Origin of the sequence: Nocardioides oceani, assembly GCF_030412965.1 — a bacterium.
Lineage (GTDB): Bacteria > Actinomycetota > Actinomycetes > Propionibacteriales > Nocardioidaceae > Nocardioides > Nocardioides oceani.
In genome coordinates this window covers 711,169-722,929 of sequence record NZ_JAUHJQ010000002.1, presented here as the reverse complement: position 1 = coordinate 722,929, position 11,761 = coordinate 711,169, and the positions used below count along the sequence as shown (strand labels likewise).

The 11,761-nt window shown below is 71.3% G+C and carries 12 protein-coding genes and 1 tRNA gene; 5 read left to right on the top strand and 8 right to left on the bottom strand.

The annotated features are described in order from the left end of the window. The first annotated feature begins 36 nt into the window (after positions 1-36). Positions 37-456: a PaaI family thioesterase gene (locus QWY28_RS09060; protein WP_300952174.1), complete on the top strand. Its 420-nt coding sequence runs from the start codon at positions 37-39 to the stop codon at positions 454-456. On the opposite strand, the gene QWY28_RS09055 is transcribed toward QWY28_RS09060, so the two are convergent. Continuing rightward, the gene (locus QWY28_RS09055) at positions 453-1,019 is read right to left on the bottom strand and encodes a GNAT family N-acetyltransferase (protein WP_300952173.1); all 567 of its coding nucleotides are present in this window, start codon (positions 1,017-1,019) and stop codon (positions 453-455) included. The two genes, QWY28_RS09060 and QWY28_RS09055, sit on opposite strands and share 4 nt — an antisense overlap. Positions 1,020-1,157: 138 nt before the next feature. Here QWY28_RS09055 and QWY28_RS09050 point away from each other — a divergent pair, with 138 nt between their 5' ends. After that, on the top strand, positions 1,158-1,904 hold the full coding sequence (locus QWY28_RS09050; protein WP_300952172.1) for a DUF554 domain-containing protein: 747 nt from the start codon (positions 1,158-1,160) through the stop codon (positions 1,902-1,904). 237 nt (positions 1,905-2,141) lie between these two features. Then, positions 2,142-3,500: an ABC transporter substrate-binding protein gene (locus QWY28_RS09045; RefSeq protein WP_300952171.1), complete on the top strand. Its 1,359-nt coding sequence runs from the start codon at positions 2,142-2,144 to the stop codon at positions 3,498-3,500. A gap of 370 nt (positions 3,501-3,870) precedes the next feature. Here the strand turns inward: QWY28_RS09045 and QWY28_RS09040 are convergent, their stop codons facing one another. The 6 genes from QWY28_RS09040 to QWY28_RS09015 all read right to left on the bottom strand — a co-directional run bounded on the left by QWY28_RS09040 (position 3,871) and on the right by QWY28_RS09015 (position 9,281). Then, positions 3,871-4,662, bottom strand: a complete 792-nt coding sequence (locus QWY28_RS09040; RefSeq protein WP_300952170.1) for an ABC transporter ATP-binding protein — start codon at positions 4,660-4,662, stop codon at positions 3,871-3,873. Then, on the bottom strand, positions 4,659-5,639 hold the full coding sequence (locus QWY28_RS09035; protein WP_300952169.1) for an ABC transporter ATP-binding protein: 981 nt from the start codon (positions 5,637-5,639) through the stop codon (positions 4,659-4,661). Before QWY28_RS09035 ends, QWY28_RS09040 begins: the two co-directional genes overlap by 4 nt. Beyond that, positions 5,632-6,840 (bottom strand): branched-chain amino acid ABC transporter permease, encoded by a 1,209-nt coding sequence (locus tag QWY28_RS09030; RefSeq protein WP_300952168.1) that lies wholly within the window; start codon positions 6,838-6,840, stop codon positions 5,632-5,634. Before QWY28_RS09030 ends, QWY28_RS09035 begins: the two co-directional genes overlap by 8 nt. 20 nt (positions 6,841-6,860) lie before the next feature. Next, positions 6,861-8,183 (bottom strand): ABC transporter permease subunit, encoded by a 1,323-nt coding sequence (locus QWY28_RS09025; protein WP_300952166.1) that lies wholly within the window; start codon positions 8,181-8,183, stop codon positions 6,861-6,863. 258 nt (positions 8,184-8,441) lie between these two features. Beyond that, the gene (locus tag QWY28_RS09020) at positions 8,442-9,059 is read right to left on the bottom strand and encodes an ANTAR domain-containing response regulator (RefSeq protein WP_300952165.1); all 618 of its coding nucleotides are present in this window, start codon (positions 9,057-9,059) and stop codon (positions 8,442-8,444) included. A 57-nt stretch (positions 9,060-9,116) separates the two neighbouring features. Then, positions 9,117-9,281 (bottom strand): hypothetical protein, encoded by a 165-nt coding sequence (locus QWY28_RS09015; RefSeq protein WP_300952164.1) that lies wholly within the window; start codon positions 9,279-9,281, stop codon positions 9,117-9,119. A 68-nt stretch (positions 9,282-9,349) separates the two neighbouring features. Between QWY28_RS09015 and QWY28_RS09010 the strand changes: the two genes are divergently transcribed. Next, a tRNA-Leu gene (locus tag QWY28_RS09010) sits at positions 9,350-9,433 on the top strand. 63 nt (positions 9,434-9,496) lie between these two features. Continuing rightward, complete coding sequence (locus tag QWY28_RS09005; protein ID WP_300952162.1) at positions 9,497-10,276, top strand: transcriptional regulator; 780 nt, start codon at positions 9,497-9,499, stop codon at positions 10,274-10,276. 8 nt (positions 10,277-10,284) lie between these two features. On the opposite strand, the gene pyk is transcribed toward QWY28_RS09005, so the two are convergent. Next, positions 10,285-11,748 (bottom strand): pyruvate kinase, encoded by a 1,464-nt coding sequence (gene pyk, locus QWY28_RS09000; RefSeq protein WP_300952160.1) that lies wholly within the window; start codon positions 11,746-11,748, stop codon positions 10,285-10,287. Positions 11,749-11,761 lie beyond the last annotated feature (13 nt).

The window sequence follows — 11,761 nt, the reverse complement described above, 5'->3', positions numbered from 1 at the left end:
GTCACCGACAGCGCGGGGGTCGGCAAGAATGCCCGCATGGACGTCGAGGAGTACCTGGCGCAGATGCCGCACGGCATGGGCACGCTGAACGAGAAGATGGGCATCGAGCTGCTCGAGCTGTCCGCCGAGCGCGTGGTGGCCACGATGCCGGTCGAGGGCAACGGCCAGCCGTACGGCCTGCTCCACGGCGGCGCCTCCGTCGTGCTCGCCGAGAGCCTGGGCTCGATCGGCTCCGGCCTGCACGCCTACCCCGACCGGGTCCCCGTCGGCGTCGACATCAACGCGACGCACCACCGCTCGGCGACCTCCGGCCTCGTCACCGGCGTCGCCACCGCGATCCACCTGGGCCGCACGTCGGCGTCCTACGAGATCGTCATCACCGACGAGCGCGGCAAGCGCGTGTGCACCTCGCGGATCACCTGCGCCCTGGTGCCCAAGGAGCGCGTCGGGCTCTAGCCCGCGGTCTGGGAGCGCCGCTGCGAGCGGCGGGCGGCCAGCACCTGGGTGAGCTGGCGGCCACCGCGCTCGTGCGCGGGGCGCAGCGCGGTCAGCCGGGCGCGCAGCGCGTGCGTGCTGGCCACGCGGAGCACCGCCTGGGGTCCCAGCCCGAGCCGGGCCATGAACCGGTTGGCGTCCCGCGAGCCCGAGGTCGCGGCCGTCGCGACGTGGCCGACGCCCTGCTCCTCCGCGAACGTCACGGCCGCCTCCATGAGCGCCCGGCCCACGCCGTGGCGGCGGTACTTCGGCAGCACGTGCGGCGAGAGGGCCTGCACGGTGAGGTCGAGGTTCAACGGGCTCAGCGTCGTGACGCGCAGGAGGACGGCGCCGGCGGGGTTGCCGTCGTACTCCGCCACCACGATGCGCTGCTCGGGCGACTGCGCGGCGGCCTTGACGACCAGCTCGACGTCGGCGACCTGGTCGTGCCGGTCGGCCCGGCGCAGCGCGTCGGCCCACAGGTCCGCCAGCATCGGCGCGTCCGTGAGCTCGGCGCACCGCAACGTCACCACTGAGCGGTGCATGGTGCCCCTGCCTTCCCCCAGCCCTGAGCGGACCGACGACGGAACCAACCGGTCGGCGTCCGGTCCCCGAGGACCCGACCTGCTCGGGCGAGACTACGCTCCCAGCGCCGGTCTTGTCAGACTCGTGTCAGGAGAACCGTGGTCCCCGGAGTCGGAACGCTGGTCAACGTCCTCGCGGTGCTCGCCGGCGGCCTCGTCGGGCTGCTGCTCGGCAACCGGCTGCCGGTGCGGACCCGCGAGGTCGTCACCGACGGCCTCGGCCTGGTCACCCTGCTCATCGCGGGTACGTCGGCGATGGCCGTGCTCGACGTCGACCTGTCCGACGCGGTCGGTGGCAGCGCCCCGATGCTCATCGTGCTCGGCGCCCTCCTGCTCGGCGGCATCGCCGGCTCGCTGCTGCGGCTCGAGCAGCGGGTCGAGTCGCTCGGCGGCTGGCTGCAGCGCGCCCTGGCGGGCGACCGCGGGTCGGTGGAGCGGCAGCGGTTCGTCGAGGGCTTCGTCGTCTCCTCGCTGATCTTCTGCACCGGTCCGCTCACGATCCTCGGCTCGCTCGAGGACGGCCTCGGCAACGGCGCCGACCAGCTCTTCTTGAAGTCCGCGCTCGACGGGTTCGCCGCGATCGCGTTCGCGGCGTCCTTCGGGTGGGGCGTGCTCGCCGCCTCGATCACCGTCGTGGTCGTCCAGGGCTCGCTCACGCTCGTCGGCGTCGCGCTGGGCGGCGTGCTGCCCGACGCCCACCTCGCCGCGGTCACCGCGACCGGCGGCCTCCTGCTCGTCGGGGTCGCCCTGCGCCTCCTGCGGGTCCGCGACGTGCCCGTTGCCGACCTGCTGCCGGCCCTGGTCGTCGCACCGCTGCTCGTCCAGCTCGTCGTCGCCGTCCGCTGAGCGCCCTCCCGCCCTCGCCCTCGCCCTCGCCTCCGGACCGGTCCGGCGAGGCCGGGGCTGTGACGTGCGTCCCCCGGGGCGCGCCGCCCGGAGTCGTTGACGTAACGGTTTGGTGACGAGAGGGTGCCGTTCGACACACCGCCCGGCGGCCGGTCCTACGGTGACCGAGCCATGACCGGCCTCCCGGGGGTCGGGAACCTGCGGTTAGTGCACCAACCTGACAGAAAGGTTCACCACGTGAATCGAACCACCACCGCGTCCTGGGTGAAGCTGATGGCCGGCACCGCCGTGCTGTCCCTCGCCCTGGCTGCCTGCGGCTCCGAGGACGAGAACGAGCCCGCAGCCAACGACACCCCCAGCGCGTCGACGTCGGAGTCCTCCTCCGGCGCGCCCTCGGGCGAGTTCACGAACGACAAGTGCGGCAACGGCACGTCGAGCGCCGACACCTACAAGGTCGGCGGCATCCTGCCCCTGACCGGCAACCTGGCCTACCTCGGCCCGCCGGAGATCGCGGGCGTCGGCCTGGCCGTCTCCGAGATCAACGCCGCGGGCGGCGTCAACGGCGCCGAGGCCTGCCACCAGGTCCTCGACTCCGGTGACACCACCGACCTCGCCGTGAGCACGGCGTCGGCCGACAAGCTGGTCAACGCCAAGCCCTCGCTCGTCGTCGGCGCCGCGTCCTCCAGCGTCTCGCTGAACGTGGTCGACACCTTCACCGACGCCAAGATCGTCCAGGTCTCCCCCGCGAACACCGCGGTCGACCTGTCGGGCTACTCGGACTTCTACTTCCGCACCGCCCCGCCGGACGGCATCCAGGGCTCCGCGCTCGGCACGCTGATCTCGAGCGACGGCTACTCCCGCGTCGCGTTCCTCGTCTTCAGCGACACCTACGGCACGGGTCTGCGCAACGCGGTCCAGGAGACCCTCGAGGGCTCCGGCGGCGAGTGCACCTACGGCTGCAAGGGCGACGGCAACGAGTTCCCGGCCGGCCAGACGACGTTCTCCTCCGACGTGAGCGCGGCGCTGGCCACCAACCCCGACGCGATCGTCATCCTCGCGTTCGACGAGACCAAGGCGATCGTGCCCGAGCTCGTCTCGCAGGGCTGGGACATGTCCAAGACCTACCTGACCGACGGCAACACCGCCGACTACTCGGAGGACTTCCCCGAGGGCACGATGGAGGGCGCCCAGGGCACCATCCCGGGTGCCGACGCCTCGGACGACTTCAAGGACCTCCTCCAGGGGTGGAACCAGCAGGTCAACGGTGAGGAGCTCACCGACTACGCCTACGCGGCCGAGTCCTACGACGCCGTGATCCTCGGCGCCCTCGCGGCGATCAAGGGCGGCGCGACCGACCCGGTCACCATCCAGAAGAACTACGCGGACGTCTCGGGCGCCTCGGACGGCGAGGAGTGCTCCTCCTTCGCCGACTGCGTCGCGCTGCTCGAGGAGGGCTCGGAGATCCGCTACACCGGCCCGTCGGGCATCGGTCCGATCGACGAGGAGAACGACCCGTCCTCCGCGTTCGTCGGCATCTACACCTACGACGCCGGCAACAAGAACACCCTCTCCACCACCGTCGAGGGCACCAAGTGACCTCCTGACCCCACGGTCATCGGTGGCGGGTGATCCCGCTCCACCAGCAGGGCCCCGGACCTCTTCGGTCCGGGGCCCTGTTGCATGTCCGGAGACTCCCGCGACGGCACCCGCCCCTGGGCCGGACCCGGTCCCGTGGTCGGCCTTCCCCGGTCGGCCCTGGCCCATGTCACGACAGGTTCGCTGCTCTGTCGGCACGTTGCAGCGTGCCGACACAGCAGCGAACGTCGCGTTGCATGAGCGGCGGGCGGTCGGAGACACCCGGCGAGGGACCGTGCGGAACGGGCGGGAACGACGGAGCCGCCCACCCGGGACCGGGTGGGCGGCTCGTGACGTCGAGCAGGCGGCGTACGCCGCCGGGCGGTGGCCCTCAGGCCTCGCCGCCCTGGCGCTGCTCGTCGACGTCCTTGGCGAGCGTGCCGAGGTACAGCTCGATCACCTTGGGGTCGTTGGCCAGCTCGCGGCCGGTGCCCGTGTAGGCGTCCCGGCCCTGGTCGAGGACGTAGCCGCGGTCGCAGATCTGCAGGCAGCGGCGGGCGTTCTGCTCGACCATGACCACGCAGACACCGGTCTTGTTGATCTGGCGCGTGCGGATGAACGTCTCGTCCTGACGGACCGGCGAGAGGCCGGCGGAGGGCTCGTCGAGCAGGAGCACCTTCGGCTCCATCATCAGCGCGCGGGCCATCGCGAGCGACTGCCGCTCACCACCGGAGAGCGCACCGGCGCTGCGGTCGCGGCGCTCGTGCAGCGTCGGGAACAGGTCCCACATCGCACCGAGCCGCTCCTGCAGCTTCTTGGGGCGCAGGAACAGCCCCATCCGCAGGTTCTCCTCGATGGTCAGCGACGGGAACACGTTGTTGGTCTGCGGCACGAAGCCGACGCCCATCTGGACCAGCCGGTTGGCCCGGTTGTTGGTGATGTCCTCGCCGTGCAGCGTGACGCTGCCGGAGTGGATCTTGACCAGGCCGAACATCGCCTTGAGCAGCGTGGACTTGCCGGCGCCGTTCGGCCCGATGATGCCGATCATCTCGCCGGGGTGGGCGACCAGGCTGCAGCCGTTGAGGATGTTGACGCCCGGCAGGTAGCCGGCCACCAGGTCCTTGGCCTCGATGACGGCCTGCTGGGAGCCCGCCGACGGCGAGGCGGTCTGGGTCTGGGTCACGGCTTGTCTCCCTCGTGCTTCTCGTGCGCGGCCTCGTCGGCGCGCACCTCCGCCTCGATCTCCTCGAGGGCGCTCTCGCTGAGGACCTCGTCGTCACCGAGGTCGGTGTCGTGGTGGGCGCCGAGGTAGGCGTCGATGACGGCCTGGTTCGACATCACCGTGTCGGCCGGGCCCTCGGCGACGACCCGACCCTCGGCCATGACGACGACCCAGTCGGAGATGTGGCGGACGACGTGCATGTCGTGCTCGACGAACAGCACGGTCATCCCCTCGTCGCGCAGCGACTGGATGTGGCCCAGCAGCGACTGCGTCAGCGCCGGGTTCACCCCGGCCATCGGCTCGTCGAGCATGATCATCTTCGGGTCGCTCATCAGCGCCCGGGCCATCTCCAGCAGCTTGCGCTGCCCGCCGGAGAGGCTGCCGGCGTAGTCGTCCTTCTTCTCCAGCAGCTTGAACCGGGCGAGGAGCTCGCGGGCCTTCTCCTCGACAGCCTTCTCCTGGCCGCGCCACAGCGGCTTGAAGACCGACTTGAGCAGGTTCTCGCCGGCCTGGCCCTGCGCCCCCAGCATCATGTTGTCCATCACCGTCATCCGGTTCAGGGACTTGGTGAGCTGGAAGGTGCGGACCATGCCGGCCTGGGCGACGCTCGAGGCCGACGTCTTGTCCAGCGCCCGGCCGTCGAACTCCCAGTGCGCGCCGGAGCCGGCGGAGCTGGGCTTGTCGAAGCCGGTGATCAGGTTGAAGAACGTCGTCTTGCCGGCGCCGTTGGGGCCGATGAGCGCGGTGATGATGCCGCGCTGGACCTCGAGGTGCTCGACGTCGACGGCGGTGATGCCGCCGAAGCGCCGCTCGATCTTGTCGACCTTGAGGATCGGGTCGCGCTTGGCCGACCCGGGCTCCGGCGTGACGCCGGACATGAGGGCACGACGCGCGGCGGGGTCCGCCAGGGACGACGTGCCGATGGTGGTCTCAGACATTGAACCGGAGCTCCCTCTTGTTGCCCAGGATTCCCTGCGGTCGGAAGATCACGAGCAGGACCAGCGCGACACCGACGATGATGAACGAGAACTGCTCGGTCTGCTGGGTGCTCATCACGCTGTCGGGGACGTAGGCACGCGCCGACTCGCGGATGAGGATGCGCGCGGAGAAGAACAGCACGGTGCCGAGCACCGGGCCGAGGATCGTCGCAGCACCGCCGAGCAGCAGCGCGGTGTAGGCGAAGAACGTGATCTGGCGGCCGAGCGCGTCCGGCTGCACCGTCGAGGCGAGCACGTAGACCATGCCGCCCAGCGCGCCGAACAGTCCGCCGATGACCAGCGACTGCATCTTGATCGCGAAGACGTTGCGACCGAGGCTGCGCATCGCGTCCTCGTCCTCGCGGACACCCCGCAGCAGACGGCCCCACGGGCTGCGGACCAGCAGGTAGACCACGAGGGTGCTGAGCGCCACGAGCGTCCAGGCGACCGCGCGGACCCACCAGCCGTTGACGCCGGAGCGGCCGTAGGTGACCGGCATCGCGAAGAACACGGCGTAGAGGCCGATCACCACGATCAGCGCGACGAGCAGCTTGTGCACCAGCCCGCGGCGCCGCTCGGCGGGAGCCGCGGCCGGGTCGTCGGCGCGCTTGGCGCGGCGTACGAGCACGACGACCGCGACGACGCAGGCCGCGAAGACCAGGCCGCCGAGCGCGCGGACCCAGCCGGCACCGTCGGCCACGTCGGTGTAGTTGAAGGGCACCAGCGTGAAGGAGCCGTCGCCGAAGAACGACAGGTCGACGAACGCCGGCTGGTAGGTGCGGCCCTGGATGCCCTGGGCGCCACCGGTGAGGTCCTTGAGGTTCGCCAGGCGTCCGACGAACCTGATGATCTCCGCCGCCGAGATCGTGACGATCGCGAGGTAGTCACCGCGCAGCTGGAGCGTCGGTATGCCGAGCACCAGGGCGAAGACGAACGCCAGGCCCAGGCCGATCAGCACCGCGAGCGGCAGCGGGATGTCGTGGACCAGCGAGATGGCGAAGCCGTACGCACCGAGCAGCATGAAGCCGGACTGGCCGAAGTTCAGCAGGCCGGTGTAGCCGAAGTGCAGGTTGAGGCCGATGACGGCGATGGCGACCGCGGCGGTGCCGGGGCTGATCGCCTCGCGGATGACCGCGCCGAGGATGTCGAGGATGGTGTCCATGCGTTGAGTCCCTCTCCCCTTCAGCCGACCCGCTCGGCGCGGCCGAGGATGCCCTGAGGCCTCACCAGCAGCAGCACGATCAGGATGCCGAGGGCAACGGCGTACTTGAGGTCACCGGGCGCGCCCAGCGGTCCGGCCAGCTCCACCACGAGCCCGATGATGATCGAGCCCACGAAGGCGCCGAAGGCCGTTCCGAGGCCACCCAGGGTGACGGCGGCGAACAGCAGCAGCAGGATCTGCATGCCGGTGTCCCAGCGGATGCCGTTGCTGATGACCAGCGCGTAGAGCACGCCGGCCAGGCCGGCGAGACCGGCCGCGGCCGTCCACACCAGCCGGATGATCTTGTCCACGTCGATGCCGGAGGCGGCGGCGAGCGCGGGGTTGTCGGACACCGCGCGGGTGGCCTGGCCGATGCGCGTGCGCACCAGCACGTAGCCGACGACCGCGATCGCCACGATGGCGACGCCCATCGCGAGGAAGGACAGGTTGGTCAGCGTCACCGGGCCGAAGGTGGTGGTGCCGAAGTCGCGCACCACGACCTTCTGCAGCGAGGCACCGACGAAGAACTGGTAGGCGTACTGGGCCGCCAGCGCGAGACCGATCGTCACGATCATCAGCTGGGTCAGGCCCAGCCCGCGCCGTCGCAGCGGTTGCCAGAGCAGGCGGTCCTGGAGGTAGCCGCTCGCCGCGCAGATCACCGTGGTCACCACGATGCCGAGCCACAGGTTGATCCCGGCGAGGTTGACCAGGCCGTAGGCGACCATGCCGCCGAGCGTCACCTGCTCGGCGTGGGCGAAGTTCGACAGACCGGTCGTGCCGTAGATGAGCGAGAGGCCGAGGGAGGCGAGCGCGAGCAGCAGGCCGAGGCGGAGGCCGTTGACGACCGACTGGGCGATCTGGTCGGTGAACGACTCACCGCCGGCGTCGTAGTCCTCGCTGCGGACCTCGACGATCGGCGAGACCGACGTGCCGAGCTTGGCCGCGACCTTGACCGACCCGTCGGGGCCGGCGATGGCCGACCGCGGCGGGAGCTGCTCGAGGCCGTCGGGGAGCGTCTCCTCGTCGAGGACGACGAAGTACTCCCCCGCCTCGGAGACCGCGAAGCTGAACTTGCCGTCCTCCGCGGTGGTCACGGTCTCGACGTCGTTGCCCTCGGCGTCACGCAGGACGACGTCGACGCCGGCGACGGGCTCGGCCCGGGAGCCGACGGTGCCGCTGATGCAGCCGGTCTCGTCCGGTTTCGGGAGGCACAAGGTGGCCGCGTTCGCGCTCGGGGAGCCCGACAACAGGAGCAACGGGACCAGCAGGCTCAGCAGCAGCGCGCCGACCAGACCCTTCCTCACGGCCCGCGCACCGGTCGTGCGGACGTGGTGACGAGACTTCAAACCGGTCCTCCCATTCCAAGGCACCCGGCGGGCACCGCCCGGAGAGTCTAGGGGGACCGATGGTGGTCTGGGGCACATCCGGGCGCGCTTGCCACGGCTTTACCGGACCGTGATCTGGCGGTGACCTGCGACGACGCTTCCGTGGCCGCCCGGGGGTGCGCCCAGGGGTGCGCCCCGGGGTGCGTCGAGCGGTCTCCGGTGCACGACGGAAGGTCGTCAGCCGGCGATGCCGGGCCCGTGCTCGACGACGCCGTCGGCCACCTGTCGCATCGAGAGCCGCAGGTCCATCGCGGTCTTCTGGATCCACCGGAACGCCTCGGGCTCCGAGAGCCCGAGCTGCTGCTGCAGCACGCCCTTGGCCCGGTCGACGGACTTGCGCGTCTCGAGCCGCTCGGTCAGGTCGGCGACCTCCGCCTCGAGCATCGAGAGCTCGGAGAACCGGCTCACCGCCATCTCGATGGCCGGCACCAGGTCGGACTTGGAGAACGGCTTGACGAGGTACGCCATCGCGCCGGCGTCGCGCGCCCGCTCGACGAGCTCGCGCTGGGAGAACGCGGTCAGGATGACCACCGGTGCGATCCGGTCGCGGGCGATCGCCTCCGCCGCGGCGATCCCGTCGAGGACCGGCATCTTGACGTCGAGGATCACCAGGTCGGGCCGCAGCTCCTGGGCGAGCTCGATCGCGAGCGCCCCGTCACCGGCCTGGCCGACGACGTCGTACCCCTCCTCGCCGAGCATCTCGGCGAGGTCCATGCGGATGAGCACCTCGTCCTCGGCGATCACGACGGTGCGCGTGGTGCTGCTGGCACTCGGGACGGCGGCGGGCTCGGTCACGGGCCACAGGGTATCGGCGCCGTCGCCGCCCGTCCCGCGGACGTCGTGGGGCGCCGGTCACGCGGGGCGTCGGCCGCGCTCCTGCTGCAGCCTCTCGACCCACGCCTCGGCCTCCGCCCGCTCGAGCAGCCGCCGGCTGCACGCGACGGCGGCCGTCCGGGCGTTCGCCACCGCCCGCTCGTTGCTCTCCGCCGCCCACCGCCAAGGTCTCGTCCAGGTCACGCGCAAAACTGTAGCGATCTGGTCGACTTAAGGGAAGGGGTGCGAGGGCGATACGATCCGACCACCTCGCCGGGTTGGTGGAATAGGCATACACGGCGCACTCAAAATGCGCTGCCCTCACGGGCGTGTGGGTTCGAGTCCCACACCCGGCACCCCTGTCCGCCCGTGGCACCTCGTCGTGTCCGGCTGTCGGCGGCGGCCGCAAGCATGCCGCCGTGCCGCACGTCCGTCCGATCGCGACCGTCGAGAGCGCCCTCCGCGCCTCGGACGCCGGCATGCCCGACCGGGAGAACGCGGCCGCGCACGGCGTCGCCGTCAAGACCATCCGGCGGTGGCGCCGGGAGTACCAGCGACGCGGGCGTCCCCGTGGACAGACGCACCTCGCGCCACCGTGCCCACGGTGCGACGACGCAGCGCTGGACGGCGCGGCGTACGCCGAGCTGCTCGGCTGGTACCTCGGCGACGGACACATCTCGACCGGCCGTCGCGGCGTGCACGCCCTGCATGTCTACGACGACGCCCGGTACGTCGCCGACATCGCCCGCGTGCAGCACCTCATGCGGGCGGTCAAGCCTGGCGGCCGACCACACACCCGCGACGTGCCGGGCGCCGTGGTCATCACCGTGTCCTGGAAGCACTGGCCCTGCCTGTTCCCCCAGCACGGGCCCGGACGCAAGCACGAGCGGCCGATCGTGCTGGAGCCCTGGCAGCGCGAGATCGTCGCGGCGCATCCCGGGCCGTTCCTGCGCGGGCTGTTCCACTCCGACGGCTCGCGGGTGCGCAACTGGGCCACGCGGACGGTCGGCGGCGTGACGAAGCGCTACGACTACCCGCGGTGGCAGTTCAGCAACCGGTCCGACGACATCCACGACCTGTGCACGTGGGCTCTCGACCTCACCGGCATCGCGTGGCGGCGGTCGGGGCGCTGGACGACCTCGGTGTCGCGCCGGGACGCGGTCGCCGGGCTCGACCGGCTGATCGGCCCGAAGTCCTGAGACCGGGCTCAGGTGGCGCGGCGGTACGCCGGCGCGACGCCCTTGATGGCGTCGCCCATGCGGTGGATGCGCAGCGCGTTGGTCGAGCCCGGGATGCCTGGAGGCGCGCCGGCGATGATGACGACGAGGTCGCCCTCCTCGACGCGGCCGATCCGCAGCAGCTGCTCGTCGACCTGGCGGACCATCTCGTCGGTGTGCTCGACCGAGGCGGTCTTGAAGGTCTCCACGCCCCACGAGAGCGACAGCTGGGAGCGCACCGGAGCCTCGGGGGTGAACGCGAGGATCGGCACGGTGCCGCGCAGGCGCGACATGCGCCGGGCGGAGTCGCCGGACTGGGTGAAGGCGACGACGTACTTGGCCTCGACCCGCTCGGCGACCTCGAGCGCGGCCTTGGCGATGACGCCGCCCTTGGTGTGCGGGTCCCAGTCGATGGCCGAGACGCGGTCGACCGCCTCGGCGGCGAGGGCGTGGCGCTCGGTGGCCTCCACGATCCGGGCCATCGTCTCGACGGTGTGCACGGGGTACTCCCCCACGCTGGTCTCGCCGGACAGCATCACCGCGTCGGCTCCGTCGAGGACGGCGTTGGCGACGTCGGAGGCCTCGGCGCGGGTCGGCGCCGGGTTGCCGATCATCGACTCGAGCATCTGGGTGGCGACGATGACGGGCTTGGCGTTGAGCCGGGCCTTCTCGATGATCCGCTTCTGCAGGAACGGCACGTCCTCGAGCGGGCACTCGACGCCGAGGTCGCCACGGGCGACCATGAAGCCGTCGAAGGCCGCCACGACCTCGTCGAGGTTCTCGATGGCCTGCGGCTTCTCGATCTTGGCGATGACCGGCACCGAGACGCCGACCTCGCGCATGATCCGCCGCACGTCCTCGGCGTCGTCGGCGCTGCGCACGAAGCTGAGGGCGACGAAGTCGACGCACAGCCCGAGGGCGAAGCGCAGGTCGCGCTCGTCCTTGTCCGAGAGTGCGGGGACCGAGACCGCGACGCCCGGCAGGTTGATGCCCTTGTTGTCGCTGACCCGGCCGCCGACGAGCACCTCGGTGTGCACGTCCGAGCCGTCGACGGCGGTCACGCGCAGGCGCACCTTGCCGTCGTCGATGAGGATCGGGTCGCCGACGTTCACGTCGCCCGGCAGGCCCTTGTACGTCGTGCCGGCGACCTCGCCGTCGCCGGGGACGTCGCGGGTGGTGATGGTCCACGCCTGGCCGCGTCGCAGCTGGACCGGTCCGCCGGCGAACTTCTCCAGGCGGATCTTGGGGCCCTGCAGGTCGGCGAAGATGCCGACGCCGTGACCGCTCGCGTCCGCCGCCTCGCGCACGAGCCGGTAGGCCTCGGCGTGGTCCTCGTGCGAGCCGTGGCTCATGTTGAGCCGGGCGACGTCCATGCCGGCGTAGACGAGCTCCCGGATCCGTCGAGGCGACGAGGTCGCGGGGCCGAGGGTGCAGACGATCTTGGCTCTACGCACGGGCCCAGCCTAC